Annotated in this window: 25 protein-coding genes; 14 read left to right on the forward strand and 11 right to left on the reverse strand. The window is 66.0% G+C overall.

The annotated features are described in order from the left end of the window. The first annotated feature begins 23 nt into the window (after positions 1-23). The 4 genes from GOOTI_RS12875 to GOOTI_RS12890 all read left to right on the forward strand — a co-directional run bounded on the left by GOOTI_RS12875 (position 24) and on the right by GOOTI_RS12890 (position 4,437). The gene (locus GOOTI_RS12875) at positions 24-968 is read left to right on the forward strand and encodes a carbohydrate kinase family protein (RefSeq protein WP_007239030.1); all 945 of its coding nucleotides are present in this window, start codon (positions 24-26) and stop codon (positions 966-968) included. Between the two features lie 387 nt (positions 969-1,355). Beyond that, positions 1,356-2,678, forward strand: coding sequence for a citrate synthase (locus GOOTI_RS12880; protein ID WP_007239031.1), 1,323 nt, complete (start codon positions 1,356-1,358; stop codon positions 2,676-2,678). Between the two features lie 46 nt (positions 2,679-2,724). After that, positions 2,725-3,093 carry an FKBP-type peptidyl-prolyl cis-trans isomerase gene (locus tag GOOTI_RS12885; protein ID WP_007239032.1) on the forward strand — a complete coding sequence of 123 codons (369 nt, stop codon included), beginning with the start codon at positions 2,725-2,727 and terminating at the stop codon, positions 3,091-3,093. 60 nt (positions 3,094-3,153) lie between these two features. Further along, entirely contained in the window at positions 3,154-4,437 is a 1,284-nt protein-coding gene (locus GOOTI_RS12890) for a cryptochrome/photolyase family protein (protein WP_007239033.1), read from the forward strand. On the opposite strand, the gene GOOTI_RS26805 is transcribed toward GOOTI_RS12890, so the two are convergent. Both GOOTI_RS26805 and GOOTI_RS26810 read right to left on the reverse strand, forming a co-directional pair. Further along, complete coding sequence (locus tag GOOTI_RS26805; RefSeq protein ID WP_007239034.1) at positions 4,389-4,808, reverse strand: Lrp/AsnC family transcriptional regulator; 420 nt, start codon at positions 4,806-4,808, stop codon at positions 4,389-4,391. The genes GOOTI_RS12890 and GOOTI_RS26805 overlap by 49 nt on opposite strands. Before the next feature lie 40 nt (positions 4,809-4,848). Then, positions 4,849-5,472 carry an Lrp/AsnC family transcriptional regulator gene (locus GOOTI_RS26810; protein ID WP_227921951.1) on the reverse strand — a complete coding sequence of 208 codons (624 nt, stop codon included), beginning with the start codon at positions 5,470-5,472 and terminating at the stop codon, positions 4,849-4,851. Positions 5,473-5,600: 128 nt separating this feature from the next. On the opposite strand from GOOTI_RS26810, the gene GOOTI_RS12900 reads away from it, so the two are divergent. After that, complete coding sequence (locus GOOTI_RS12900; protein ID WP_007239036.1) at positions 5,601-7,064, forward strand: MFS transporter; 1,464 nt, start codon at positions 5,601-5,603, stop codon at positions 7,062-7,064. Positions 7,065-7,678: 614 nt separating this feature from the next. Here GOOTI_RS12900 and GOOTI_RS12905 read toward each other — a convergent pair. The 5 genes from GOOTI_RS12905 to GOOTI_RS12925 all read right to left on the reverse strand — a co-directional run bounded on the left by GOOTI_RS12905 (position 7,679) and on the right by GOOTI_RS12925 (position 12,042). After that, entirely contained in the window at positions 7,679-8,926 is a 1,248-nt protein-coding gene (locus GOOTI_RS12905; RefSeq protein WP_007239037.1) for an ABC transporter permease, read from the reverse strand. Continuing rightward, on the reverse strand, positions 8,923-9,825 hold the full coding sequence (locus GOOTI_RS12910; protein WP_007239038.1) for an ABC transporter ATP-binding protein: 903 nt from the start codon (positions 9,823-9,825) through the stop codon (positions 8,923-8,925). Before GOOTI_RS12910 ends, GOOTI_RS12905 begins: the two co-directional genes overlap by 4 nt. Beyond that, positions 9,822-10,454 (reverse strand): hypothetical protein, encoded by a 633-nt coding sequence (locus tag GOOTI_RS12915; protein WP_007239039.1) that lies wholly within the window; start codon positions 10,452-10,454, stop codon positions 9,822-9,824. Before GOOTI_RS12915 ends, GOOTI_RS12910 begins: the two co-directional genes overlap by 4 nt. Before the next feature lie 3 nt (positions 10,455-10,457). Further along, complete coding sequence (locus GOOTI_RS12920; RefSeq protein ID WP_039994065.1) at positions 10,458-10,808, reverse strand: helix-turn-helix transcriptional regulator; 351 nt, start codon at positions 10,806-10,808, stop codon at positions 10,458-10,460. 61 nt (positions 10,809-10,869) lie between these two features. Further along, entirely contained in the window at positions 10,870-12,042 is a 1,173-nt protein-coding gene (locus GOOTI_RS12925; protein WP_007239041.1) for an NAD(P)-binding domain-containing protein, read from the reverse strand. Positions 12,043-12,200: 158 nt separating this feature from the next. Here GOOTI_RS12925 and GOOTI_RS12930 point away from each other — a divergent pair, with 158 nt between their 5' ends. Beyond that, positions 12,201-12,932, forward strand: coding sequence for an enoyl-CoA hydratase (locus GOOTI_RS12930; protein ID WP_039994067.1), 732 nt, complete (start codon positions 12,201-12,203; stop codon positions 12,930-12,932). Between the two features lie 176 nt (positions 12,933-13,108). Continuing rightward, positions 13,109-14,935: a purine-cytosine permease family protein gene (locus GOOTI_RS12935; protein ID WP_007239043.1), complete on the forward strand. Its 1,827-nt coding sequence runs from the start codon at positions 13,109-13,111 to the stop codon at positions 14,933-14,935. A gap of 39 nt (positions 14,936-14,974) precedes the next feature. On the opposite strand, the gene GOOTI_RS12940 is transcribed toward GOOTI_RS12935, so the two are convergent. Together GOOTI_RS12940 and GOOTI_RS12945 are read right to left on the reverse strand one after the other, a co-directional pair. Next, positions 14,975-16,066 (reverse strand): XdhC family protein, encoded by a 1,092-nt coding sequence (locus GOOTI_RS12940; protein WP_039994068.1) that lies wholly within the window; start codon positions 16,064-16,066, stop codon positions 14,975-14,977. Positions 16,067-16,120: 54 nt separating this feature from the next. Next, positions 16,121-16,732, reverse strand: coding sequence for a TetR/AcrR family transcriptional regulator (locus GOOTI_RS12945; protein ID WP_007239045.1), 612 nt, complete (start codon positions 16,730-16,732; stop codon positions 16,121-16,123). Between the two features lie 253 nt (positions 16,733-16,985). Between GOOTI_RS12945 and GOOTI_RS12950 the strand changes: the two genes are divergently transcribed. The 3 genes from GOOTI_RS12950 (at position 16,986) to GOOTI_RS12960 (ending at position 21,058) form a co-directional block, all read left to right on the forward strand. Beyond that, entirely contained in the window at positions 16,986-18,128 is a 1,143-nt protein-coding gene (locus GOOTI_RS12950; protein WP_007239046.1) for an MBL fold metallo-hydrolase, read from the forward strand. Next, complete coding sequence (locus tag GOOTI_RS12955) at positions 18,125-20,656, forward strand: HAD-IC family P-type ATPase (RefSeq protein WP_007239047.1); 2,532 nt, start codon at positions 18,125-18,127, stop codon at positions 20,654-20,656. Before GOOTI_RS12950 ends, GOOTI_RS12955 begins: the two co-directional genes overlap by 4 nt. Before the next feature lie 108 nt (positions 20,657-20,764). Continuing rightward, complete coding sequence (locus GOOTI_RS12960) at positions 20,765-21,058, forward strand: antitoxin (protein WP_007239048.1); 294 nt, start codon at positions 20,765-20,767, stop codon at positions 21,056-21,058. Positions 21,059-21,141: 83 nt separating this feature from the next. On the opposite strand, the gene GOOTI_RS12965 is transcribed toward GOOTI_RS12960, so the two are convergent. After that, positions 21,142-21,753 (reverse strand): DNA-3-methyladenine glycosylase, encoded by a 612-nt coding sequence (locus tag GOOTI_RS12965; RefSeq protein WP_007239049.1) that lies wholly within the window; start codon positions 21,751-21,753, stop codon positions 21,142-21,144. Between GOOTI_RS12965 and GOOTI_RS12970 the strand changes: the two genes are divergently transcribed. Then, positions 21,731-22,168 carry a type II toxin-antitoxin system Rv0910 family toxin gene (locus GOOTI_RS12970; RefSeq protein WP_007239050.1) on the forward strand — a complete coding sequence of 146 codons (438 nt, stop codon included), beginning with the start codon at positions 21,731-21,733 and terminating at the stop codon, positions 22,166-22,168. The genes GOOTI_RS12965 and GOOTI_RS12970 overlap by 23 nt on opposite strands. Before the next feature lie 69 nt (positions 22,169-22,237). After that, positions 22,238-24,136, forward strand: coding sequence for a VWA domain-containing protein (locus GOOTI_RS12975; RefSeq protein ID WP_007239051.1), 1,899 nt, complete (start codon positions 22,238-22,240; stop codon positions 24,134-24,136). Positions 24,137-24,144: 8 nt separating this feature from the next. Here the strand turns inward: GOOTI_RS12975 and GOOTI_RS12980 are convergent, their stop codons facing one another. Next, entirely contained in the window at positions 24,145-25,050 is a 906-nt protein-coding gene (locus tag GOOTI_RS12980) for a LysR substrate-binding domain-containing protein (RefSeq protein ID WP_007239052.1), read from the reverse strand. A gap of 93 nt (positions 25,051-25,143) precedes the next feature. On the opposite strand from GOOTI_RS12980, the gene GOOTI_RS12985 reads away from it, so the two are divergent. Together GOOTI_RS12985 and GOOTI_RS12990 are read left to right on the forward strand one after the other, a co-directional pair. Further along, a complete protein-coding gene (locus GOOTI_RS12985) occupies positions 25,144-26,367 on the forward strand; it encodes an acetyl-CoA C-acetyltransferase (protein WP_039994069.1) in 1,224 nt (407 codons plus the stop codon). Next, on the forward strand, positions 26,364-26,915 hold a 552-nt coding region (locus GOOTI_RS12990; RefSeq protein ID WP_007239054.1), incomplete at its 3' end, for an alpha/beta fold hydrolase. The genes GOOTI_RS12985 and GOOTI_RS12990, both read left to right, overlap by 4 nt.

Genomic DNA, 26,915 nt, shown 5'->3' on the forward strand with positions numbered 1-26,915 from the left:
GTGCCACACATGGGAGTCGCCCGGTGAGAGAAATCGTCGTTTGCGGTGAGGCGCTCGTCGACGTCGTCTCGACAGCCGCTCCCGGTGCTGATCCCGCGCACCTTCCGCCGCTGCAGCCCGCACTGGGCGGCGGCCCGTTCAACGTCGCGATAACACTAGGTCGACTCGGTAGCGCTGTCTCCTTCTGCTCGGCGGTGTCCACCGACACCTACGGTGACGCGATCATGGCTGCCCTCGCGGCGGGCGGTGTCGGCACCACCCTGGTCCAACGTCGGCCCGAACCGACGTCGCTCGCGTTGGCGACGATCGGCTCCGACGGCGGCGCGCACTACTCGTTCTATGTCGAGGGCACGGCCGACCGACTGGTCGCCGAGCCCGGCGACTTCGCGGCCACGGTCTCCGCGGTGTGCTTCGGGACGCTGTCGATGGTTCTCGAACCGGGAGCGAGTGTGTACGAGCTGGTGATGCGCAGAGCGCACGACGCCGGACGGCTCATCGCACTGGATCCCAACATTCGTCCGGCAGTCATCGACGATCCGGATTTCTATCGCCGACGGTTCCTCGACTGGTTGCCGATGATCGACGTCCTCAAACTCTCCGACGAGGACGTGGATTGGCTCGGCAACGGCGTCGACGGGTCGTCGGTCGACGATTGGCTGCGCGAAGGTGCGGGCGCTGTCGTGATCACGCATGGAGGCGACGGAATCTCCGTGCGCACAAGCGAATTCAGCGTATTGGCCCCGGCTCCCGCGACCGATGTGGTCGACACCATCGGCGCCGGCGACAGCGTTCTGGGCGGCCTGCTCCACTTCTTCGACGAGTCGGGAGACCTGTCCGCCGCCGCAGTCCGTGCACGCGACGCCGACTACTGGACGCGTGCTGCCGAGTACGCAGCACGGGTCGCCGCGGTGACCGTTTCCCGTCCGGGCGCCGACCCGCCATGGTCGAGCGAGCTCGACGCGTCCTGAGTGGCAGCGAATGCCTCGGCGCCGACGGTCCGGCGAGCCTCCGGTGCGGTGCAGAAACCCTCCGGTGCGGTGCAGAAACTAGGGGAAACAATCCTTCCGCTGGTTCCGTCCCCTTCCGCGAGTTTCTTCGCGGGGAAGGGGCAAAGAGTAGGGGAAGGACCGAGCCGGGCATGCTCGCATTCGTTCGCAGGTCACGGGTGGTTGTGCTGGAAACGTGAACCGTGCTGCGCCCCGGATGATGCGCAACCGGTGCCCGGCGATGGACCCGGCTTTGGACCCTCCGTGGGCGCGCATGTCGATAACCGACTACGTTTAGTAACGGAGAGTCCGACTCACAGTGCGTCACATGCACCTGTGGGTCTCATACCTGAGTAAAGGGGTTTTGGAGTGTCCGCTGAAACAGCTCCCGCCGACTCGGCATCGGATACCGCCTCGTCGACGTTTACTTACCCCGGTGGGCAGCTCGAGCTTCCCATTCTCAAGGCCACCGCGGGCAGTGATTCGGTTGCACTGGGTAAGTTCCTCGCAGAAACGAATCTCACGACGTTCGACGGCGGCTTTGTCAACACAGCAGCCTGCAAGTCCGCGATCACCTACATCGACGGCGAAGCAGGAATCCTGCGTTACCGGGGTATCCCGATCGACCAACTGGCTGAGAAGTCGACCTTCATCGAGGTCAGTTACCTGCTGATCTACGGCGAACTGCCGACACCGAGCCAGCTCGAGGAGTTCAACAACAAGATCCAGCGGCACACACTGTTGCACGAGGATCTGAAGCGCTTCTTCGACGGCTTCCCGCGCAACGCGCATCCGATGCCCGTGCTGTCGAGTGCGGTCAATGCGCTGAGTGCGTATTACCAGGACTCGCTCGATCCCAAGGATCCCGAGCAGGTCGAACTCTCGACGATCCGTCTGCTGGCCAAGCTGCCGACGATCGCCGCGTACGCCTACAAGAAGTCGGCGGGCCAGCCCTTCCTGTACCCCGACAACTCGCTGTCGTTGGTGGAGAACTTCCTGCGGATGACCTTCGGCTTCCCCGCTGAGCCCTACGTGGTCAATCCCGAGGTCGCCAAGGCCCTCGACATGCTGTTCATCCTGCACGCCGATCACGAGCAGAACTGCTCGACGTCGACGGTGCGCCTGGTCGGTTCGTCGCAGGCCAACCTGTTCACCTCGATCTCGGGTGGCATCAACGCACTGTGGGGACCGTTGCACGGCGGCGCCAACCAGGCTGTCCTCGAAATGCTCGAGGACATCAAGGCCTCCGGTGGCGACACCAAGGCGTTCATGACCAAGGTCAAGAACAAGGAAGACGGTGTGAAGCTCATGGGCTTCGGACACCGCGTCTACAAGAACTACGACCCGCGTGCCGCGATCGTGAAGAAGACGGCTGACACGATCCTCGAATCGCTCGGTGTCCAGGACGATCTGCTCGACATCGCCAAGGGACTCGAAGAAGTCGCCCTCAACGACGACTACTTCATCTCACGCAAGCTCTACCCGAACGTCGACTTCTACACCGGCGTCATCTACCGGGCGATGGGCTTCCCGACCCGCATGTTCACGGTGCTGTTCGCACTCGGACGGCTGCCGGGCTGGATCGCTCACTGGCGTGAGATGAACACCGATCCCGCAACCAAGATCGGCCGTCCGCGTCAGCTCTACACCGGATACCCCGAGCGCGACTACATCACGATGGGCGACCGCTGAGTTCGTCGCATCGACTTGACCGCCCGACGACTCAAAGGAGAGTCCCGTGACCAGCACCGAGAAGCCAGAAGTCGAGTTCCAGGAGGGCCCTGCGCCCACTGAGCTCGAGATCGCCGACATCATCGTCGGCGACGGCGAGGAGGCCAAGCCGAGCGACGTCGTCGACGTGCATTACGTGGGTGTCGACTTCGAGTCGGGTGAAGAGTTCGATTCGTCCTGGGATCGCGGCCAGTCGGCCAACTTCCCGCTCGACCGGCTCATCCCGGGCTGGCAGCAGGGCATTCCGGGGATGAAGGTCGGTGGCCGACGCCGACTGACCGTCCCGCCCGCGCTCGCCTACGGCCCCGAAGGCGCAGGTCACCGACTTTCGGGACGGACCCTGGTGTTCGTCATCGACCTTCTGGGCGTGGGTTAGATCGCCTCTCAACGCAAGAGCGCCGGTGCATCGGATGTCGATGCACCGGCGTTGTGCTGGTTGAGGCGAGATCTTCGTCTCAACGATCTGCCGGCACTCGGCGAGGCGATCGGTGACGGCAAGCGCCAGGTGCTCGTGTGTTTCGTGCTCGACCCTCGTCTCGAGAAGTCGTCGGGCGAGCGACGTCTCGCCTTCCTCTACGACTCGCTGCGCGAGTTGGACGCCAAGCTCGACGGCAACCTGCTTGTCGTACGTGGACGACCGGACGAGGAGATCCCGCGACTCGTCGACGCCGTGTCTGCGGAATCGGTGCACGTCAGCGAGGATTTCTCGCCTTTCGGTCGACGCCGAGACGATGCCGTCGCGCAGTCGCTGGAAGCGTCAGGGGCGTCGTGGCAGCCGGTCGGCTCGCCTTACCTCGTCTCGCCCGGCAGGGTGACGAAGTCCGACGGCACACCGTACAAGGTGTTCACACCGTTCTTCCGCGCCTGGGGCGACCACGGATGGCGGTCGCCCGCGACGACCGGCGCGCCGTCGAATCTGCTGAATCCCAGCGACATTCACCCGTCGGGCCGCATCAGGATTCCGGCCGCCCCCGTCGACCTCGACCTTCCGGCGGGCGAGGACGCGGCACTTGAACGCTGGCGTGCCTTCGTCGACGACGATCTCTCGGGATACGACTCCGACCGCGACCGTCCCGATCTCGACGCGTCGAGCAGGATGTCGGCATACCTGAAGTTCGGCAACATCCACCCGCGCACGATGGCCGACGACCTGGGCAGGTCCAAGTCCGCGCAGGCGTATCTCCGAGAACTGGCATTCCGCGACTTCTACGCCGACGTCCTCTATCACTGGCCGAAGAGCTTGTGGCACAACTGGAATGATCAGTTCGACGACATCTCGCTCGACACCGGTAAAGCCGCCGAGAAACGGTTCGATGCCTGGCGTGAAGGCCGAACCGGCTTTCCGCTCGTCGATGCCGGGATGCGTCAGTTGAGCGAAACCGGATTCATGCACAATCGGGTGCGCATGATCGCGGCGTCGTTCCTGGTCAAAGACCTGCATCTGCCGTGGTGGTGGGGTGCACGGCATTTCCTCGATCAGCTCACCGACGGCGACATGGCGTCGAACCAGCACGGGTGGCAGTGGGCGGCGGGCACGGGAACCGATGCGGCACCGTACTTTCGAGTGTTCAACCCGGAAACGCAGGCCAAGAAGTTCGATCCCGACGGGGACTACATCCGCCGCTGGATTCCGGAGTTCGAGACCGACGACTATCCCGACCCCATCGTCGATCACAAGGCGGAACGTGAAGAGGCGCTTCGGCGCTTCGGCGAGATCTGAGACGTCGACACCTTCGGCGGTGCAAGGCGATCCCCACTGACGAGCGAGCCGGCGTTCTTCACGCGTGCCAGAAGTGGAAGCATCTCGTATCCGGTGACGCCGTCGAGTGATCCGAGTACGTCGGTGACGAATTCGTACAGTTCGTCGGTGTTCCGCACCATCACGCTCGCCGACAGGTTGGCCTGTCCGGTCACGGCGACCGCGAACGGAACGTCGGGATGTGCTGCCAACGCTTCGCCAACGGCAGCCAGATGTCGGGGTTGGACCGTCAGCCAGATCGCGATGGCGTCCCGCCCCATCGCGGCGGCGGCGAGGTCGACGTCGAAGTAGGCGATACCCGCGAAGACGAGTCGTTCAACGCGGCGGGTCACCTTTCCCGGCGTCGAACCGACTGCTCGTGCGAGGTCGGTGTTACGACGTGCGGCCGTCGCGGCTCAGGACATCGATGATCGCGCGATCGGCGCGGTCGATGGTCGTCGACGACGCCCCGTCCTTGGGCCCTCGTGGAATCCTCGTCGCGGCAAGCGCATCCGCTTCCGGACGGGTCAGTGCGTCGTGCCAGCCCTCCCAATCCGTCGGTGCACCACCGGCATACGTGTGCAGCACGACTGCTGGGCGCACGTCGAGGACGGGTGCTGCCTTGGGGAGGGTGCGGGTCAGCAGTTCCATGCCTCCGTAGGGTTCCGCCGCGCGCAGGTTGAAGACGATCTCCCAGCCTGCCTCGTAGATCGAGACCCACGACACGTCGTCTCGTGCTGCGAGTGCCGCGGCGATCGCGTCGGCTCCCTCGGGGCGGCACCGGACCCGCACGAGCCACGTCGAGTTGCCGGTCGCGCGCGGATCGGTCGCCATGGTGACCCGCAGGAGGCCGTCGCGGCGTAATCGCCGATAGCGACGGGCGATCGTCTGCTCCGCCACTCCGAGGACGTCGGCGATCTCACGGAACGACGCGCGCGGAGACAGTTGGATTGCGCGAGCGATTCTCGTGTCGAGGCTGTCCAAGATGGAGGATTCCGGCGACGTTGTGGCTCCCACGTCCATGATTTTACGGAATCAAGGTGCCTTTGCGACTTACCGCCGAGTCGAGATCACACTTGAGTCATGCCGCTCGACGTGCGCTGACGCACGGATTTCGGGCCAACTTCTCGAAAGGGACTCAACTCATGGAACGTAAATGGTGGACGCTTGTCGTCGTCTGCGCGGCGACCTTCATGCTGCTGCTCGACGTGACGATCGTCGTCGTCGCTCTTCCTGACATCAAGACGGCACTCGGTGCGAGCTTCAGCCAGTTGCAGTGGGTCACCGATGCCTACGCACTCGCGCTGGCGTCGTTGCTGCTGACGTCGGGGTCGATCGCCGACAAGTTCGGTAGACGGCGGATCTTCTCGATCGGACTGGTGATCTTCACCCTCGGTTCGCTGCTGTGTGGCGTCGCCCAGGACCCGGTCATGCTGATCGTGTCGCGCGCGCTGCAGGGCGTCGGCGGAGCGGCACTGTTCTCGACGTCGCTCGCACTGCTCGCGTCGACCTTCCACGGTCGCGAACGCGGCGTCGCGTTCGGTGCGTGGGGAGCGGTCACGGGCGTGTCGACGGCTCTCGGCCCCATCCTCGGCGGCGTGCTGACCACCGGGGTCAGTTGGCGGGCCATCTTCCTGGTCAACCTGCCCATCGGTATAGTCGCGCTGCTGATCACCTGGAAGTTGGTTGACGAATCGCGCTCGCCTCATGCGCGACGGATCGACTGGCCGGGCGTCGTCTCGTTCACCGCGGGCCTGGTTGCTCTGGTGTACGGCTTCACCGAAGCCGGTCAGCACTCGTGGAGTGATGGCGTGGTGGTCGGTTCGTTCATCGCCGCGGCGGTGTTGCTGGTGGTGTTCGTCGTCATCGAGTTGCGAGTCGACGAGCCGATGTTCGACCTCTCGCTCCTGCGCATCCCGACCTTCACCGGCGGACTGATCGCCGCGTTCGCGATGAACGGCTCACTGTTCGCGATGCTGCTGTATGTGGTGCTCTACCTGCAGGACGGCCTCGGCTACTCCGCACTGCAAACGGGTCTGCGCCTGCTCGTGATGTCGGGCTGCACGATGGTCAGTGCCACGATCGCCGGGCGTCTGTCGGAGAAGATGCCGGTGCGCTGGCTGATCGGCCCCGGCCTGATCATCGTCGGCGTCGGCTTGTTCGTGATGGCCGGACTCGACCAGAACTCGTCGTGGACACATCTGATTCCCGGCCTGATCGTCGCGGGTATCGGCAGCGGCCTGGTCAACCCACCGCTCGCCGCGACCGCGGTCGGCGTCGTCGACGTGCACCGCTCCGGCATGGCGTCGGGCATCAACACGACCTTCCGTCAGATCGGCATCGCCGTCGGTATCGCGGTGTACGGCACGGCGTTCAGCTCGCAGCTGAGCTCCTCGATGCGCGAGAACCCCGCCGGCGGCAAGCACGCTGCCTACGCCGACGCCCTCAACACGCTGTTCTGGATCAGCGGCGCCGTCGCGCTCATCGGGGGTGTGGCAGCACTGCTGCTGATCCGCAGCCGCGACTTCGTACCGCACGGCCCGGCCCCGACCCCCGACGGCCGGGGCGACTCGTCGAGCGAGGGCGCCGGGGTGTCTGCCGTCGCGTGATGCCCCGCGTCCGGGCCGTCGTACGTGTTGGTGGGGACCTACGCCAGCTGCGGCGGAAGGTGGGGGGCGGGTCTGGGTGCGGAAAGTGGGGGGAGGGTCGGCTCGGGCTGCGGAAAGTGGGGGAAGGGGCGGCTCGGGCTGCGGAAAGTAGGGGAAGGGGCGGCTGTCGCCGCAGAAAGTAGGGGAGGGCCGGGCTCCGGCCGCAGAAAGTAGGGGAGGGATCTCTTCCGTGGGTTTCTGACCCTTCCGCGGGTTGTTTCTCGGGGAAGGGTCAGATTCTCGGGGAAGGATTCTTTCCGCGGGTTCTGGCGCCGCCCTGGGGTCCGCGCCGAGCCGAGAGTCGGCTCTGACCCGCGAGCCCCCGCCCGAGAGCTGCCCCGGGCCCGCGCCTAGCCGAGAGCCGGCTCTGACCCGCGAGGCCCCGCCCCGAGAGCTGCCCCGCGCCGACCTCGCCGGAGAGCCGGCTTTGACCCGCGAGCCCCCGCCCGAGAGCTGCCCCGCGCCGACTCCGCCGGAGAGCCGGCGAGCCCCCGCCCCGAGAGCTGCCCCGCGCCCACCCCGCAGCCAGCCGCCCACGCCCCGCCCGGAGCCCCGAAGCCCCGGAGCCTCGCGCCCTACCGCGCCATCGACAGCACCTCGGACCACTTGACGCGGCTGCCGGTGCGCAGGATCGACTGCTGGTAGATGCGCGCGGCGAACCAGGTCGCGGCGGCGCAGGCCAGCAGCATCAGGACCAGTGTGATGACGATCTGCATAACGTTGGTGTCCCCGGTGGCGATCCGGATCGGCATCAGCACCGCCGAGAACGGTGGAATCCACGTCAGTACCTCGATGAACGTCGACTGCAGCGCCTGCACCCCGAAGATGCCCGCGTACATCACGGCCAACGACAGCACGGTCAGCGGCATGATCGTCGAACCGAGTTCTTCCTGTCGGGAAACCAGTGCTCCCGCAGCGGCATACAGTGTCGCGAAGAACAGGTAACCGAGCAGGAACCACACCAGCACTGCGAGGAACATCCAGATGGCAGTGCCCGCGATCGTCAACATCCCGGTGGCCAGGCCGGCGATCAGCGCGGTCGCCCCGAGTATCACCACCTGTCCCAGCGCGACCGCACCGATCCCGAGGATCTTGCCCCACATCAGGTGCAGCGGTTTGACCGTCGCGAGTAGGAGCTCGACGATCCGCGACGTCTTCTCCTCGACGACACCCACCGCGATCATGTTGCCGCCCAACATGATCGCTGTGATGAGCAAAATGGCGCCGACGAGCGCGATCACGATCCGCTGTGCTTGGTCCGGTTTGTCAGGTGTGGTTTGGGCGGTGTCGACCTTCGGCGTCGGCAACGACGACGCGTCCACTCCGCGTGCGGCGAGTCCCTCCGACAACGCATTCTGCTGAATCGATCCCTGGAGAACACCGGAGAGAGCATCCGAGAGTCCCGTTTTGCTGACGACCGTGTACGAGTCGCCAGCGCCGCGCACCACAGCGGCGTCGAGGTCGCCCGACTCGACGCGGTCGCGCGCTTGCGTCAGCGTGTTGTCGCCGGAGATCGCGATGACGGTCACCGGTGTGCCGCTTGCCTGACCGGACTGCTGGATGGTCGACGACAGCGCGGCGTCGCCGGAGAGTCCCACGCGTTCGGGGTCGGTGCCGCCGCCGGCAATCGCCTTCCAGACGATCAATCCGACGACGATGACGAGCATCAGGACGACGGTGCTGATGACGAACGAGCGGGTCTTCGCGCGGGTGGCGATCTCACGTTGTGCCACGAGCCGAATCGACTGCAGCGCACCGGCCCCCTCGGACGACGACCGCGTGCTGTCGGTAGATGTGTGGTTGCTGGACGTGGGCGCGGTCATGCCGTCACCACCTCTCGGAACAGTTCGGTCAGATCGGGTGTGGTCCGGGCAAAGCGGTGAACCGGCCCGTTGTCGAGCGCACGACCGAGCACCGCCTGGTCATCGAGCGCAGTGGGGTCGACGCGGAGCCGGGCACCGCCGGTTTGATAGTCGGCTTCCAACACACCGGGGCAGTCGTCGGCCCAGCGCGTCGTCGAATCGGGGCCGTCGATTTCGAGGATGACACCGGCACGCGTGCGGAGATCGTCGACGGCGCCTTCCGCTCGCATCCTTCCCGTGGCGACGATGCCGACGCGGTCGCACAATCGCTGCACGAGATCGAGCTGGTGGGACGAGAAGATGACCGGAATACCTTCGGCTGCTTTCTCTTTCAGCACATCACTCATCACGTCGACGGCGACCGGGTCGAGTCCGGAGAACGGTTCGTCGAGGACGAGTACGTCCGGATCGTGTACCAGCGCGGCCGCAAGCTGCACACGTTGCTGATTGCCGAGCGACAGGTCGGCGACGTTGTCGTCGTAGCGTTGGTCGACGCCGAGGCGCTGAGTCCACCGTCGTGCGCTGTCTGCGGCGGCATCGGCGCTCATACCGTGCAGGCGCGCGAGAAAGACGAGCTGTTCGCCGACCTTCATCTTGGGATACAGTCCGCGTTCCTCCGGCATGTAACCGATTCGACGTCGGGTGCGCAGGTCTATCGGTGCGTCGCCGAGTGTTACCCGACCTGAATCCGGTTCGAGCACACCGAGGATGATGCGCATCGTCGTCGACTTGCCTGCACCATTGCTGCCGACGAAGCCGAAGATCTCGCCGGGGGCGACGGTGAAGGTCATGTCGTCGAGCGCGACGACGTCGCCGTATCGCTTGGACAATCTGTCCACCGTGAGCGCTCCTGCGTTCATGGCGAAGTCCTCCCTTGGTTGGTGTGAAATCCGGGGCCGCTGTAAAGGTCTGTGTCGCCGGGTAAGTCGAGATCCTCCGGGTCGGCGTCGGCCATCCACCACGCGGTGAGCATCGACGGGATGAAGACCGCACCGAGCACCAGTGCGATGAGCAACATGCCGGTCCCGTAGACGTACTGGCCACGCACCTGATCGAATCCACCGAGTGTGACGAGAATGGCGTACGGGATGAACATCAGCGTGAAGAGCGCGAAGTAGGCGATGGAACGTGCCGAATTGCGCTGCGCCAGTTGGATCTCGTCGAGCGCGGACACGGGCGCGTCACCAACAGAGCCGGTGACGATCCGCAGCAGCCGCTGGCAGACGAGTGCACCGATGATCCCTGTCGCCAGCGGGATGATGAACCATTCGCGTGACCAGAAGGCGACGAGTGCGCCGATCAGAACGAGTAGAGCGCAGATGGCCTGTACGACGACGAGCCGGCGATAGACAGTACGCCTGCGCCAGCCGACGAGCTTGCGCGCATTGCGTTCGTTGAAACGACGATGCCGTTCACCTCGCCATTCGTCGTAGCGCAGCCACAGTGCGGGTTTGGCGTCGTCGGGGATCGCGGAGTTGGGGTCGTGCATCGGTCAGACCTCCGTAGACGTGTGTGAAGTGGACGGGTCTGAAGCGGACGGATCGGGTCCGGGTGGGGCCGTGCCCCGGCGCGAACTGTCTGCCGGGCGGCCGTACAACTCCGCCGACATCGCGGTGAACTCGGTGCGGCTGAACACGGCCTCTACCGGTAGGCCGAAGACGTCGCAGATGCGGAAGGCGAGGTCGAGGCTCGGATAGTTGTCGCCCCGCTCGAGTGCCCCGACCGATTGGACGTTGACCCCGACCAGTGCTGCCAGGTCCGCACGCGACATCCTGCGCTCGGCGCGGAGCACGCCGATCCGGTTGTAGATGGGAAGCTTCTCTCCCCGTCGCACTGGGCTCACACGACATAGTGTTGTGAAAACACAACACTATGTCAAGAATTCACGATGAAACTCTGCGCGATCAGCCGGTGGCCAGGAGGTTGACGACGTTGCGCGCCGCCTCCCGGCCCGCTCGGTTGGCGCCGATCGTCGACGCCGACGGGCCGTACCCGAGCAGTTGGATACGCGGGTCGTCGGCCACGGTGGTCGCGAGCCGACCGGTCATCACGATCCCGCCTCCCGGACCCCGGAGATGAAGCGGGGCGAGATGATCCAGCGCGCTTCGAAACCCGGTGTTCCAGAAGATGACGTCGACCTCGAGATGCTCGCCCGCGGACACCTCGTCACCCGCCGACCCGCCCGCACAGTCCCAGCAGACTCCGGTCTCGGTGATCCGGGTGAACATCGGTCGCCAGCCGTCGAGAATGCCGTCGCGCTGGGCGGCCTCGATCGTGGGCGTCAGGGCGAGCCCGGTCACCGACACCACTGACGTCGGTGGCAGACCCGCACGGACACGACGCTCGACGCGCGCAACGGCTTCGCGTCCGAGCTCCGGCGAGAACGGATGCGGATCGAATCGCGGCTTGGTACGCGAACACCAGAACGTCCGCACACCGGGGGCGCGTCGAGCGATCTCGATCAGCAGCTGGACCGCCGAGATCCCTGCGCCGACGACCAGCACGCGTTGACCTGCGAACTCGTCGGGACCCGTGTAATCGTGGGTGTGCAGTTGCCTGCCGCGAAAGTCTGCGGCGCCGGGTATGTGCGGGATGAACGGCCGTTCCCACGTTCCGGTCGCATTGATCAACGTGCGCGTGGTGATTTCCCGCCCGCGCAGTCGGCCGCCGAGAGTCACCCGGAACATCTCGCCGTCGCACTCGACCGACCGCACGTCGACTGGCCGACGCACCCGCAGTCCGAACCTCTCCTCGTACTTCGAGAAGTATTCGGGCACCGTCGACGACGCCGGGTACTCACCGCGCCCATCGCCGACCGCCTCCTCGAGTCCGTATCCGGGAAGATCGTGGACCCTGTTGGTTCCGGCAAGCGTCAGCGTGGGCCACCGGAACTGCCAGGCGCCGCCGGGGCCCGGCGCGTGGTCGAGGAGTTGGTACCGCTCGTCGAGTCCGAAGCGCTGCAGGAAATACGCCGCCGACAGCCCGGCTTGCCCTCCGCCGATGACCAGCGCGTCGGAGTGCGGGTCCGGGAGGTGGTCGGCGTCGACGACCGTGCCATGCGATGCAGCGCTCACCACACTGACCGTACTTGGGTCGTATCGGCGGATTCGGGTTACAGCATTCACCGCACGCCGCGCGTGCCAGCCGTCCACCGCACGCCGCGCGTGCCAGCCGTCCACCCCGTCGTGACGGCCCACGTCCACCGCGTCGCGCCGGTCGTGGGTACTCTTCGCCCATGATCCACTCGCATGCAGAAGGTTCGGTGACGACGATCGAGCTAGATCGTCCGGACAAGCGCAACGCACTCAACGAGGACATGGTCTCCGGACTCGCCACGGCGTTCGCCGATGCCGTCGACGCGGGCAGTAGGGCCATCGTGGTCACCGGCCGCGGCAGTGTGTTCAGCGCGGGCGCCGACCTGTCGGGTCCGGTCTACGACCCGGGCTTCCTGGAAAAGCTCATCGCCACGCTCAGGCAGATCGAGTCGGTTCCCGTCCCCGTGATCGCCGCGCTCAACGGTTCCGCACTCGGCGCGGGACTGCAGTTGGCGATGGCCGCAGACCTGCGCGTCATGGCACCCGACGCCCTCGCGGGTATTCCGGCCGCGAAACTCGGTGTCGCCGTCGACGAGTGGACCATTCGACGCCTCGTCTCGCTCGTCGGGGCCGGCCAGGCACGCGGCATGCTGATCGGCTGCGATCCGCTCTCCGCCGATCGTGCACACGCGCTCGGGTTCGCCAACCGGATCGGTGACCTCACCGACGCTCAGCACTGGGCAGCCACCATCGCCGAATTCGCCCCGTTGACGCTGCAGCACTACAAGTTGGTGCTCAACGGCGACGGTGCCCGCGACGAGGCGCCGGCTGACCGCCAGGCCGCGATGCGACGAGCGTGGGAGAGTGCAGACCTCACCGAGGGGCGCGTCGCGCGCTCCGAGAAGAGAAAGCCGAGATTCACGGGAAAGTAGATCGGACAACACGTTTCGCCAACAGGGGCGACCTCCGCACGGTGCACGAAGTCGTGCCGCGGAGGCGTTCTGCGTGTGATGTCTAGTTTTCCTGCGTGAAACATTCCGAGTAACTCACCGAAACATGGCGTCCGTACGTTGGGCCGGTCTGTAACTCGGATCACGCAGGAGGGCCGATGGCCACCGATAAGCATCACGAACCCGTCGGCGAGGTCGCCGACGAGGTCGGCGAGATTGAGAACGCCGAACACAGCATCATCGCCACAGGCGCGCAGGCCGCGGCCATGCGTGAAACCCTGGAGGACTACACACTTCGTTTCGCCCCCCGCAGCTACCGTAAGTGGGGACCGGGCGTCGTCGCCATCTCCGCGCTCGGTGGCATCGCCTACCTCGCCGACTTCGCGATCGGCGCCAACATCGGCATCGCCAACGGAACCGGAAATGCCCTGTGGGGCATCCTGTTCTTCGCCGTGGTCATCGTGGTCACCGGTTACCCGCTTGCCTTCTACGCGGCGCGGTACAACATCGATCTCGACCTCATCACGCGCGGAAGCGGTTTCGGCTACTACGGCTCAGTGCTGACGAATGTCATCTTCGCGTCGTTCACCTTCATCTTCTTCGCCCTCGAGGGCTCGATCATGGCGCAGGGCCTCGAGCTGGGGCTGCACATTCCGCTGTGGATCGGCTATCTGCTCTCCTCGGTGCTGATCATCCCGCTCGTGATCTACGGCATGAACACCCTTGCGAAACTGCAGGTGTGGACCACCCCGCTGTGGCTGGTCATGATGGTGCTGCCGTTCATCTATCTGGTCATCAAGCACCCGTCGGCCATCGGCGACTTCTTCGCATTCAGCGGTGTCGACGGTGACGGTAACCCGGCGGGCAAGGGCGTCAGCTTCGCGGGCACGATGCTTGCCGCCGGTGTCTGTCTGTCCCTCATCGCGCAGATCGCCGAGCAGGTCGACTACCTGCGCTTCATGCCGCCCCGCACCCCCGACAACAAGCGGAAGTGGTGGGCCGCAACGCTCATCGCCGGTCCGGGCTGGGTGTTCTTCGGTGCTCTCAAGCAGATCGTGGGCCTGTTCCTCGCCGTCTACCTGATCGGCATCAGCGTCGACAATGCAGGCATCGCGAACCAGCCCGTCCATCAGTTCGTCGAGATCTACCAGGACTTCCTGCCGCACTGGCTCGCCTTGACCCTCGCCGTCATCCTCGTGGTGATCAGCCAGGTCAAGATCAATGTGACCAATGCCTACTCGGGCTCGCTGGCATGGACCAATGCGTTCACACGCGTCACCAAGACCTACCCCGGCCGACTGGTCTTCCTGTTCTTCAATGTGATCATCGCGATCATCCTGATGGAAGCCAACATGTTCAGCTTCCTCAACAACCTGCTGAACTTCTACGCCAACTGCGGTATCGCGTGGATCGCGGTGGTCGCCTCCGACATCGTGATCAACAAGTACATCCTGGGCATCTCGCCCAAGCAGCCCGAGTTCCGGCGCGGCATGATCTACAGCGTCAACCCGGTCGGATTCGGTTCGCTCCTGATCTCGGCGGGTGCGTCGATCCTGGTGTACTTCCATGTGTTCGGCGACGCGATCCAGCCGTACTCGCCGCTGGTGGCGCTGGTGCTCGCGATCGTTCTTCCTCCGATCTTCGCGATCGCGACGAAGGGCAAGTACTACCTGCGCCGCGTCGACGACGGCATCGACATCCCGATGTACGACGAACACGGCAACCCCACCGACGAGAAGCTGCTGTGCTGCGTCACCAACATCGAGTTCGAGCGTCCGGACATGATCGCCTCGGCGGTACCGGGACCGAACGGTGAGAAGCAATACATCAGTTCGCTTGCGCTCTCGTGCGACAAGACCGGTAAGCATGTGCTGCCCGCACAGGACGTGATGTCGATGACCACCGACATTCCGGCGTCGAGCACCGAGAGTGCGACATCGTCGACGTCGGGCACGCCCGCGGAGGCTCCGAAGGAAGACGCGTAGAACCACTGCGCTGTCGATCAACTCGACGTCGGGTCCGCTTCAGCGATGGAGCGGACCCGACGTCGTGTGCAAGGCTCTCGTCGAGGCGTCGTGACGCTCGGCGATCAGTTGTGCTGCGATCGACACGGCGACCTCGGCAGGTGTGTGTCCACCGAGATCGAGTCCGAGCGGCGATCGTAGACGCGCCAACTGTGCTGCGGTGACTCCTGATTCGACGAGTCGCGAGTTGCGATCGGTGACCGTCCTACGTGATCCCAGGGCTCCGACGAACCCCACGTCTGTACCAGCGAGGGCAACCCGCAGTGTCGGGACGTCGAACTTGGGATCATGCGTCATCACGCACACTGCAGTGGTCGCATCGACTGCCCCGGAACGGATTTCGGACTCCAGGTAGCGGTGCGGCCAGTCGACGACTATTTCGTCGGCATCGGGAAAGCGTGCGCGTGTGGCAAAGACGGGGCGAGCGTCGACGACGGTCACCCGGTAGCCGAGTGCCCGACCGACACCGCACGTCGCCCGCACGAAGTCGTTGGCGCCCACCAGGATAAGCCGTGGTGGGGCGGCGAAGGTGTGTACGAACGTCCGCGGCCGGGAGCCCTCGAACGGTTCTCCGGGTGGTTCATCGCAGTCGTCGACGCCGATGATTCCGCTCCGTCCCGACGCGAGCAGATCGGCGACGTCGCGGTCGAGTCGACGCCACGGGGGGCTGGTCGGCGACGTCACGAAGTGCCACTCGGGCGCGGCTGCGAGAGTTGTCGCCCATGCCACCCGACGGTCGGCTGCGAGGTGTCCGACGAGTTGTTGCACTGCTGGACGACGGAGAGCATCGACCCGTTCGACGAGCACATCGAGCGTTCCGCCGCAGGTCAGGCCTATTTCGATACCGTCGGCATCGGCGATACCGAAGTGCTCTACGACGGCTTCGCCATCGTCGAGCACGGCGGTGCAGGTGTGCACCAGCGCAGACTCGACGCATCCACCGGAGATCGACCCGATGACCTCTCCGTCGGCTGTCACGACCATCGCCGCACCGACACCCCGCGGAGTCGGTCCACTCGTGCTGATGATGCGGGCCAGGGCCACCGGCCCTCGGCTCAGCCCGTCGAGCATCCTCGCCAGCACATCACGCATCGTTCCAGTGTCGGCGTCGATACGGCGTTGCGCCAATCGAGACCGGCGGAATACTCAGCGAGGTGCCACGTGTGTCATCACCTCACGCACCAGTGACTCGGTGATCGTGCCCAGCGCGCTGTCGTCGGCTGTGGACAGGTAGACGAGCGTGATTGCGATGATGTTCGCGATGAAGGCGGGGGCGATCTGCTCCACCGGAGTCCGCCACGCAATCTGCGCATGCTCGCCGGCCGCGCGCAGTCCTTGCGCCGTAAGGCCATAGAGGTGCTCGTACATCTGCTTGCCTGCGGGCTGCAATTCCGGATGATTGTGCGCGTAGATGCCGAGCGAGATGGTGGCTTGCAGTCGTCCCGGGTCCGCTTTGAGGAGCATGTAGAACGCGTCGAGTTGTTCGAACATCTTCGCTCGCATGGCGTCGACCCCCGTCGCCGTCGACCCCCCGACCGGCAGCAGCGACTCCAGCATCAACGAAACATCTTCGGGCACAGCCTTTTCCATCACCGCCCAGAGCAGTGCGGTGCGGCTCTCGAAGACGTAGTGGAAGCTGGCGAGTGGCATTCCCGCGTGTGCGCAGATGCGTCTGGTTGTTGCGCCTTCGACGCCGTGGTCGGCGATCACGCGATACGCGGATTCGACCAGTGCTGTGCGTCTGTCGTCGACGGACATCCGAGCCAACGGACCGTTCACTCCCCAGTTGAAACGGATAGATGTCCCGAAGCCTATCAGTGACGTCGTCGGGTCGACACCGTTTGCTGCGGTCGGTGAATCCGGTGACCAGCGCTGACCTCGGAGGTCGGGACGGTCTGGTTCCCGTGGATCGCGTCTGCGGACGATAGTGTGGCGGAATGGTCGCTAGGAGCGTTCGCCCGATGACGGATTCGATGAGCGTTGGCATCCGCGTATGTAGGTTGGTGGTCCGATGATCGGTCGCCTCGTCGAGACGGGTAACCGCGTCGCCGACACCGCGACCGGGGCGTTGGCCGCGGCGGGCCTTCCCGCGGCCCGTGCGCTCGGTGCCGACCGTGACGCGATCGCACCGTTCGTGGCGTCGTCGGATCATCTCGTCGACGGCGTCTTCGCGAATCCTGAGCCGTCGGCATTCGGCGTGTCACCCGACACGAATGTGTTCCTCGAGATGGCACGCGGTCCGGGCCGCCCGAGTCGTCCCGTTCTCGTCACGGTGCCCAGGTTCGACGCCGAGGCGGGCGCACTCACCGTGACGTGGCTCGGGCACGCGTCGGCACTCGTCGAACTCGACGGCATGCGCATCCTCACCGATCCCGTGTTCAGCGAGCGGTGCTCGCCGACGAAGTTCGTCGGACCTGCGCGGATGCACCCGTCACCCGTCACTGTCGCCGACCTCCCGGTCATCGACGTCGTGCTCCTCAGCCACGACCACTACGACCACCTCGACATGGAGTCGGTGGTCGCGCTGGCGGCGGCGTCACCCGACGCCGTGTTCGTCGCACCGATCGGTGTGGGCGCCCACCTCCTCTCATGGGGCATTCCGCTGGAGAGAATCCTGCAGGCCGACGTCGGTGAGAATGTCTCGGTACGGCGCGGTACGTCGGGCGAGCATGTGGAGTTCTTCTGCGGTCCCGCGCGACATTTCTCCGGACGTGCGCTGGTCCGCAACATGACCCAGTGGGCCAGTTGGGCAGTCGTGGGGCCGCGCCACCGCTTCTTCTTCTCCGGAGACACCGGTTACACCGAACGATTCGAAGAACTCGGTGCCGAGCACGGTCCGTTCGACCTGACGCTCATCGCCGTCGGTGCCTACGATCCCGTCTGGCCGGACGTCCACGTGGACCCGGAAGAAGCTCTCGCCGTGCACAGCATGGTGTCGTCGGCCGCGGGTGCCGATTCCGTGTTCCTCCCCATCCACTGGGGCACGTTCAGTCTGGCCCGGCACTCGTGGGCCGACCCGATCACCCGCCTACTTCCTGCCGCGCAACGGCAAGGCACCACCGTCGTCGTGCCGCAGCCCGGCGGCACCGTCGACGTCGTCAACCGTGAGGGCACGGGCACGCGCACTCCGAACTGGTGGGAGAGGTCCGCGTGAGCGAGCAGAGCGCCACGACACCCGAGCGCGGGCTCACCGCCGACGAGGTCGCGCAGCGGGTCGCCGACGGCAAGGTCAACGATATGCCCGACCGCTCGGGACGTTCGGTCGGCGACATCATCCGGTCCAACGTCTTCACGCGGATCAACGCCATCCTCGGCGTGCTGTTCGCGATCGTCGTCTTCACCGGGTCGCTCATCAACGGACTCTTCGGCCTGCTGATCATCGCCAACAGCGGTATCGGCATCATCCAGGAGATCCGCGCCAAGAGGACCCTCGACAAACTCGCCATCGTCGGACAGGCCAAACCACGCGTGCGACGCGATGGCGAGGTCTCCGAGATCCCGCCCAACGAGGTCGTCCTCGACGACATCATCGAGATCGGTGCGGGCGACCAGATCGTCGTCGACGGCGAGATCGTCGAGTCGTATGTCCTCGACGTCGACGAGTCGCTGCTGACCGGCGAGGCCGATCCCATCGACAAATCCGTCGGCGACAAGGTGCTCTCGGGAAGTTTTGCGGTGTCGGGTGCCGGGGCCTACCGCGCGACCAAGGTCGGTTCGGATGCCTACGCGGCTCAATTGGCGTCCGAGGCGTCGAAGTTCACGCTGGTCAAGTCGGAGCTGCGTTCAGGGATCAACCAGATCCTTCGGGTCATCACCTGGCTACTGATTCCCGCCGGCTTGCTGACCATCGTCAACCAGTTGTTCATCAGCAACAACGGACTACGCGCGTCGCTGCTGGGCATGGTGGCCGCGCTCGTGCCGATGGTCCCCGAGGGGCTCGTGCTGATGATGTCGATCGCGTTCGCTGTCGGTGTCATCCGGCTCGGCCAGCGACAGTGCCTGGTCAACGAGCTGCCGGCGATCGAAGGGCTGGCCCGCGTCAACATCGTGTGCGCCGACAAGACCGGCACCCTCACCGAGAACGGGATGCGCCTGTCCGAGCTGCGGACGATCGACGAGAACGGTCACGTCGACGACGGCACGGCCCCCACTGAGCGTCGAACCCGGGCCGAGCAGGCGCTCGCGGCACTGGCGAAGAACGACCGCAGCCCCAACGCGAGCATGCAGGCCATCGGCGAGGCCTACGCCGACGCCCCAGAGTGGTCGACGTCGGCCGTCGAACCGTTCACCTCCGCCAAGAAGTGGAGTGGCATGTCGTTCGTGGATACCGACGGCCACGACGCGGGCAACTGGGTCCTCGGTGCGCCCGACGTGCTGCTCGACGACGAATCCGAACCCGCGCGGGTCGCGAGCGAACTCGGCTCGCAAGGGTTGCGCATCCTGCTCCTCGCACGCCTCGACGTCCCGGTCGACACCGAACCCGAGTCGGGCTCTGCCACTCCGGGCCACCTGACACCGGTCGCGCTCGTCGTTCTCGAGCAGCGCGTGCGATCCGACGCGCGACCTACCCTCGACTACTTCGAGGAGCAGGACGTCGCCGTCAAGATCATCTCCGGTGACAATGCCCGCTCCGTCGGGGCCGTCGCGGAGTCCCTCGGCCTCGGCTCGCCCGACACCTCCGTCGACGCCCGCGAACTGCCGACCGAACCGAACCAACTCGCGCACGCCGTCGAACAGGGTGTGACGTTCGGTCGGGTCAGGCCCGACCAGAAACGTGCCATGGTGCGCGCGCTGCAATCCGACGGCAACAACGTCGCGATGACCGGCGACGGTGTCAACGACGTGCTGGCCCTCAAGGACGCCGACATCGGGGTCGCGATGGGTTCGGGCAGTTCGGCTGCTCGGGCGGTGGCGCAGATCGTGTTGTTGGACAACAAGTTCGCCACCCTGCCGTACGTGGTCGGGGAGGGCCGGAGGGTCATCGGCAACATCGAGCGCGTCTCCAACCTGTTCCTCACCAAGACCGTCTACGCCGTGCTGCTCGCACTGTTCGTCGGCATTGCCGGGCTCGGGGCGAAGCTGTTCGGCACACCGTCGATCAGCTACCCGTTCCAGCCGATCCACGTGACGATCGCCGCGTGGTTCACCATCGGTATCCCCGCGTTCATCCTTTCGCTGGCACCCAACAACGAGCGGGCGCGTCCTGGTTTCGTGCGGCGTGTGCTCACGCAGGCGGTGCCGAACGGCATCATCGTCGGACTCTGTGCCTTCGTCACGTATCTGATCGTCAATCCCGGTGGTGAGGGCAACTCGCTCGGCGGCGACTCGGTGGAGCTGTCGCCGCATCAGACACAGGCCGCGACCGCAACGCTGATCACGTTGATCGCGATCGCGGTGTACGTCCTTGCCGTGGTGGCCCGCCCGTACACGTGGTGGAAAGTGCTGCTCATCGCGGCCTCGGCGGGTGCCTACGTGCTGATCTTCTCGTGGCCGTTCACCCAGCACATGTTCAAGCTCGACTCGTCGAATTGGCAGATGAACTCCGTGGCGTTCATCTCGGCGGCGGTCGGCATCGTCGCCGTCGAGATCATGTCGCGCATCGGGCCGCGCATCGTCGCGAAACAGGAGGCTGCCCGTATGGAAGCCGAGGAGGTCGCCGCGGGCAGCCTTGCGGGGTCATAGCCTCGCCGCCTCGATGGTCCTAGACTCGACGGCACTGTGACGTGGCCGACCGGGCTGCGCGAACCCGACCCGCAGAGCGATGACGCAGAGCGGTGACGAGGAGAAGACATGGATCTCAAAGGACTCGTGGACAAGGCCAAGGAAGCGCTGCGGGGTAACCCGAGCCTGATCGACAAGGGCGGCGACGCCATCGACAAGGCGACCGGTGGCAAGTACGCCGACAAGGTCGACAAGGCGCAGGAAGCAGCGCGCAAGGCTGTCGGCGCCGAGGAGGACAAGCCCGCGCAGCAGAACCCGGCCCCGCAGAACCAGAACCCCCAGAGTCCGGCCCCCCAGAACTCAGCCCCGCAGAACCCGGCGGAACAGAAGCCCACGAACGAGCAGCCCCCGGCCAACGGCTGAGCGTCTTCGAACCAGGTTGCGGTTGCGATCGGTGTCACCACGGGTGACCGATCGCAACCGCAACTTTTGTCTCTGCGCTCGCTCTAGTCGGCCCGGGGATGACGTCGGTAGGCCGACACCGTCGGATCGTCGGTGATCCAGTAGCGCCACGCGACGTGGGCATTGCGTCGCACCCCGACGCGCGGACCCGAGCTGATCGCGAGCGGTGTCGACACGGGGCCGTCGATCTCACCAGGGGTGAGGAGTCGGACGCCGCGTGACCCGACAGCGTCGAGGTCGACGCCGAGATCGGCCATCGTGATCCCGAGCGCCCGGGTCAGATTCCCGGGGCCGCGAGCGAGTTTCGACGCCGCGATTTGTTCGCCGCGTCGGCGAAGCGCGACGTCGAGGCCGTCGACGACCTCACCCGCACGAAGCAGCACGGCCGACGCCTCGCCGTCTGGTCCGGTCACCACGTTGGCGCAGTGATGCCCATGGATGCGGTACACGTACAGCCGCGACGGCGGTCCGTACATGATCTCGGAGCGGGGCGTGCGGACGTAGGCGTGCGACGCAGGGTCGTGCGGGCCGGCGTAAGCCTCGACCTCGGTGATCCTGATGGTCACGTCGTGTGCGCGCAGAAATCGGCCCAGTAGGCACCGGGCTGCGGTGGTGACGCTAGGCTGACGAACCATGGCTAAGACGAGCGGCTCCATCGAGGTCGATCTCTCTCCGGAAGATACCTGGTCAGCAGCATCGGATCTGAGTCGGTACTCGGAGTGGCTGATCCTGCACGACGCCTGGCGCTCGCCGCTTCCCGAGCCGGGTGAACTCGCGAAGGGCACCGAGATCTCGTCCGTCGTCATCGTGAAGGGAACCCGGATTCGATTCGACTGGGTCGTCGACGCCTTCGAACCCACCCGCCAGGTCCGGCTCAAGGGCAGTGGCAAGGGTGGGATCAAAGCAAAACTCGATCTCGCCATTTCTCCCACGGACGCCGGTTCGTCAGTAGTCTTCACTGTTGATCTGGGCGGTCTGCCGTTGATCGGACCCGCGGGTAAAGCCGCGGCCATGGCGGTCTCGGGCGACCTGAACAAGTCACTGGCGACGTTTCGTGAGGTGTTTGCGTAGCGGCCGGACGGGGTCGGCCGCACACAGACCCGGCGCGGTGGCGCCGATGACACAGGGGGACGCACGACCATGGGGCGGCATTTTTCCGACTCCGATTCCGAGTTCGACGGTTCTCGGTCCGACAGCTCTGGGCTGAGCGACTCCGGGCACGGCGCCGATGATCGACGCCAGAGCCCTGGTGCGCCTGCCCAGGGCACGGTTGGCCCGGGCGGGCCAAGCCGGCTACGCGCAGGACAGACGCCGTCGGGCCGGCAGGCGGCTCAGCCCGGGTCGGGCCGAGCCGCCGCGGGTGGCCGGGGCGAGCAGTCGACGTCTCGCGGTAACAGGGCGACGCGCAAGGCGGGTTCGGGTGACGGCTTCGGATTCGAGCATCGTGAGGCGCGCAGTGGGCGTCGCGGGGTGTGGCTGTGGAGCGCTGCGGCGCTGCTGGTGATCATCGCGATCGTCGGCGGGATCGCGATCTGGAAGTCGGGAGTCGTCGGCGGATGCGGCGACCGGACACCGGTGAACATCGCAGCCGATCCGTCGATCAGGGACGCGGTGGCCGACGCGACGTCGAAGATGTCGTCGGATTCCTGCTACGACTACACCGTCACCGCGGTGGCGGGCGCCGACGTCCCCGGGCTGCTGACGAGCGGCGACAAAACACCCGACCTGTGGGTGCCCGATTCCAGCCAGCAGGCACGGCGGGTGACCACGCAGGTGCGCCGAGAGCTCGACACCGTGTCGCCGTCGATCGCCGCGACACCGACGGTCGTGGCGGGAACGCGGGTCGGGCGCCTGTCCAACTGGGTCGAGGTGATGAAGCTCGACGGTCTGCGCGCAGGCAACCCGATCGACACCAGCACCGGAGACGCACCCATTGTCGGCGCGCTCGCCGAGGTCGACGCGGGCAAGCTCACCAACGACGATCTCGTCGACGCGATGACCGTCCTCGCGGTCCAGCAGAACAACGCTCGTCTCGCCAACGACAACGAGGGCACCCGTCTCAACCTGGCCAACACGTCGTCGACGCCTGTCGTCACCACCGAGCAGCAATTGACGCTGTTCACCCGAACCCATCCAGGCTCGAAGCTCACGTCGTCGATCCCCGCTGACGGCACCGTGATGCTCGACTATCCGCTTGTGAACACCGCACCGTCGTCGCGCTCGGAGACTGCGACGGCAGCCGGGAAAGAGCTCGCCGACACGCTCACGTCGGGCGACGGCGCGTCGTCGATCACCGACGCGGGATTCCGAAAGCCCGGGGACACCAAGGGTTTGACGGTGTTGGCGCTCAAGGACCCCTCACAGGTCGACAAGGCGCTACGCCAATGGCAGGTGCTCGGTGTGCCGATCCGCACGCTCGTCGTGGAGGACACATCCGGATCGATGGCCGAGAAGGACGGCGACGAAACCCGTGCCCAACTGACGATCGGCGCGTCGCTGATGGGCCTCAAGCTCTTCCCCAACAACACCGAGATCGGTGGTTGGGCATTCGGCGTCAACAAGGGCGGACCGGGCCAGGACTGGAAGGAACTCTCGCCCATTCGTCGTCTCGACGCGACGTCGGCAAGCGGGGGAACTCACCGCGACGAACTGGCCGCCGCGGTGCGAGCCGGTCTCGCACCGTCGGAACTCGGAGGTGGCACCGGCCTCTACGACACGACGCTCGCGGCATTCAAGAAGGTCCAGGACAGCTACGACCCGAGTTACTCGAACAGCGTCATCATTCTGACCGACGGCCAGAACGAGGACCCCAACAGCATCACCCTCCGGCAGTTGCTGTCGCAGCTGAAGCGCCTCGAGGACCCGGCCCGTCCGGTACTCGTGCTCACCATCGGGATCTCCGAGGACGCCGACACCGAGTCGCTCGAGCAGATCGCGCGGGCGACCGGCGGGACGTCGTATGTGGCGAAGACGGCCAACGACATCCAGACGGTGTTCGTCGACGCCATCCGCGCCCGCGTGGAGGCTGCCGGGCGGTGACCCGACGCTCAGGTCGGTAGCGAGGAACCGTCGTCGGCGACATCGTGCAGTACGCGCAGTGCGCGGTCGACGAGCGGTGCGTCGGCTCTCACAAGTCTGGCGGCGGCGAGGTCGACGGGCTCGGGTTCGGGTGTCAGCGGGCGATAGCAGACACCAGCGACGCCCAGCGCCGCGGTCGGCGCGGGTACGACCGCGACGCCGAGTCCGGCGGCGACGAGTGTGACCAGCGTCGAGGTCTCCTGCACCTCGTGTCGGATCTGCGGGACGAAACCTGCCGCCGCGCACAGCGCCGCCAACTGTGTGTGCATCACCGAACGTCCTTGTCCCGCATGGGAGATGAAGTCGTCGTCGTTCAGGTCGGCAAGGGCGACGGCGGGCTGCTCGGCGCGTGCGTGACTGTCGGGGAGGGCGATCAGGAGTCGATCGCGACGTACGGGTGTGACGGTGACCTCGGGAGCTGTGATGGGAGGGCGCAGCAGCGCGAGATCGATGTCGCCGGCCAACAGTGCCGCGATTTGCGCAGGTGCGAGCATCTCACCGCGGACACTGACGTCGACGTCGGGAAGCTCCTCGCGCAGAGCTCGCACCAGGCGGGGAAGCAGTGAGTACGTCGCCGATCCGACGCATCCGATCGCGAGACGTCCCTGTGTGCCCTCGGCGATTCGCTTGGCATGTGCGCCCGCGTGGTCGACGGCGTCGAGAATCGCGACGGCTCGTTCGAGGTATGCCTTACCCGCGGGGGTGAGTTCGACCGTGCGGGTGGTGCGCACCAGCAGTCGGAATCCGAGTTCGTCTTCGAGCTGTCTGATCTGCTGCGACAGCGGTGGCTGTGCGATGTGCAGGCGTTCGGCGGCGCGTCCGAAGTGCAGTTCCTCCGCGACGGTGCGGAAGTACCTGAGGTGGCGGAGTTCCATGCGCTCAGGCTATCCCAATTGATATCTGTGAAGTCTTATTCGATCGCAAATGAATACTTCTCAATATGGCTGTCGGTTCGTAGGGTTGACGACATGAACGCCCCCACAGATGTCGTGATCTGCTCCCCGCTGCGAACGCCGGTCGGCCGCATGGGAGGTGCTCTCTCGTCGATGTCGGTCGCCGATCTCGCCACCGGATTGCTCCGTGAACTGACCACGCGTACCGGCCTCGGCGAGGGCGATGTCGACGACGTGATCCTTGGGCAGGGCTATTCGAACGGTGAGTCGCCGGCTCTGGGCAGAATCGCGGCGCTCGACGCGGGCCTCGGCGTCGGAGTCCCCGGCATGCAGGTCGATCGACGCTGCGGTTCGGGCCTGCAAGCGGTGCTGAACGGTGCCGCGCAGGTCGCCACCGGAGGCGCAGGCCTCGTGATCGCGGGCGGCGCCGAGTCGATGTCAAACGTCGAGCACTACGCCCTCGGCCTGCGCACCGGTGTGCGCGCGGGAGGCGTCGAGCTGATGGACCGTCTCGAGCGTGGACGACTGACCGCGGGCGGGCAGTCGCATCCCGTGCCCGGCGGAATGATCGAGACCGCGGAGAATCTGCGTCGTGAGTACCGGATCGGTCGGGACGAACAGGACGAGTTGGCAGTGCGCTCCCACCATCGTGCGGTGGCCGCCCAACAGGACGGCAAGTTCGACGACGAGATCGTCGCCGTGACCGTGCCGGGGCGGCGCGGCAAGCCCGACGTGACAGTCGATCGTGACGAACACCCGCGCGCAGATGCCAGCGTGGAATCGCTTGCCGGACTTCGCCCTATCCGACAGCGCATCGACTCCGAGGCGACAGTCACGGCGGGTAACGCGTCAGGTCAGAATGACGGCGCGGCCATGTGCGTCGTCACGACACGGGCCGAAGCGGAGCGTCGTGGCCTCGATCCCATGCTCACCCTGCGTTCGTGGGCGGTCACCGGCTGCGCGCCGGAGACGATGGGCATCGGGCCCGTCGCCGCCACCGCAGCCGCTCTCGCCCGCGCCGACCTCACACTCGACGAGATCGACCTCATCGAACTCAACGAGGCATTCGCAGCCCAGGTGCTCGCCGTTCTCGCCGAGTGGAAGGTCGACGCCGAGGACGACCGCCTCAATCCCAACGGATCCGGCATCTCCCTGGGCCATCCGATCGGCGCGACCGGTGGCCGCATCCTCGCGACGGCCGCTCACGAGGCGCGGCGTCGCGACGCCCGCTATGTGTTGGAAACCATGTGCATCGGTGGCGGGCAGGGGATCGCCGCGATCTTCGAGGCCACCCGATGAGCGCCGTCGAGGTCAGCGCGCACCTCTCGGGTAAGCCGGGAGCACCGGTGGTGGTGCTGTCGAATTCGCTGGGATCCACACATCGGATGTGGGACCCGCAATTGAGTGCTCTCGAGGAGCGATTCGCCGTGTTGCGCTACGACACGCGCGGTCACGGAGCGTCGCCGGTGCCGACGGGGCCGTACACCATCGACGACCTCGCCGACGACCTCGTCGGGGTACTCGACAGATTCGACGTCGCGTCGGCGCATGTCGTCGGACTCTCCCTGGGCGGGCTGACCGCGATGCGAGTGGCGATCCGCAATCCCGAACGCGTGAACAACCTGGCCCTGCTGTGTACCTCAGCCCATTTCGCGCCCGCGCAACCGTGGATCGATCGGGCCGCGACGGTGCGCGCCGACGGGGTCGGCGCCATCGCCGACGGCATCCTCACCCGCTGGTTCACCGCGGAATACCTCGCGGACGAGCGTCACGCCGAGTCGATCGCGTGGTATCGCACGATGATCGCCGACACGCCTGCCGAGGGATACGCGGCCTGCTGTGAGGCG

Origin of the sequence: Gordonia otitidis NBRC 100426 (genome assembly GCF_000248075.1) — a bacterium.
Taxonomy (GTDB): Bacteria; Actinomycetota; Actinomycetes; order Mycobacteriales; family Mycobacteriaceae; genus Gordonia; species Gordonia otitidis.

Excerpts from the sequence above, each read along its gene's own strand:
- GOOTI_RS12900 (WP_007239036.1), top strand. The coding sequence starts at position 5,601 with ATGGAACGTAAATGGTGGACGCTTGTCGTCGTCTGCGCGGCGACCTTC.
- GOOTI_RS12905 (WP_007239037.1), bottom strand. The coding sequence starts at position 8,926 with ATGACCGCGCCCACGTCCAGCAACCACACATCTACCGACAGCACGCGG.
- GOOTI_RS12910 (WP_007239038.1), bottom strand. The coding sequence starts at position 9,825 with ATGAACGCAGGAGCGCTCACGGTGGACAGATTGTCCAAGCGATACGGC.
- GOOTI_RS12915 (WP_007239039.1), bottom strand. The coding sequence starts at position 10,454 with ATGCACGACCCCAACTCCGCGATCCCCGACGACGCCAAACCCGCACTG.
- GOOTI_RS12930 (WP_039994067.1), top strand. The coding sequence starts at position 12,201 with ATGATCCACTCGCATGCAGAAGGTTCGGTGACGACGATCGAGCTAGAT.
- GOOTI_RS12935 (WP_007239043.1), top strand. The coding sequence starts at position 13,109 with ATGGCCACCGATAAGCATCACGAACCCGTCGGCGAGGTCGCCGACGAG.
- GOOTI_RS12940 (WP_039994068.1), bottom strand. The coding sequence starts at position 16,066 with ATGCGTGATGTGCTGGCGAGGATGCTCGACGGGCTGAGCCGAGGGCCG.
- GOOTI_RS12945 (WP_007239045.1), bottom strand. The coding sequence starts at position 16,732 with ATGTCCGTCGACGACAGACGCACAGCACTGGTCGAATCCGCGTATCGC.
- GOOTI_RS12950 (WP_007239046.1), top strand. The coding sequence starts at position 16,986 with ATGATCGGTCGCCTCGTCGAGACGGGTAACCGCGTCGCCGACACCGCG.
- GOOTI_RS12960 (WP_007239048.1), top strand. The coding sequence starts at position 20,765 with ATGGATCTCAAAGGACTCGTGGACAAGGCCAAGGAAGCGCTGCGGGGT.
- GOOTI_RS12970 (WP_007239050.1), top strand. The coding sequence starts at position 21,731 with ATGGCTAAGACGAGCGGCTCCATCGAGGTCGATCTCTCTCCGGAAGAT.
- GOOTI_RS12965 (WP_007239049.1), bottom strand. The coding sequence starts at position 21,753 with ATGGAGCCGCTCGTCTTAGCCATGGTTCGTCAGCCTAGCGTCACCACC.
- GOOTI_RS12975 (WP_007239051.1), top strand. The coding sequence starts at position 22,238 with ATGGGGCGGCATTTTTCCGACTCCGATTCCGAGTTCGACGGTTCTCGG.
- GOOTI_RS12980 (WP_007239052.1), bottom strand. The coding sequence starts at position 25,050 with ATGGAACTCCGCCACCTCAGGTACTTCCGCACCGTCGCGGAGGAACTG.
- GOOTI_RS12985 (WP_039994069.1), top strand. The coding sequence starts at position 25,144 with ATGAACGCCCCCACAGATGTCGTGATCTGCTCCCCGCTGCGAACGCCG.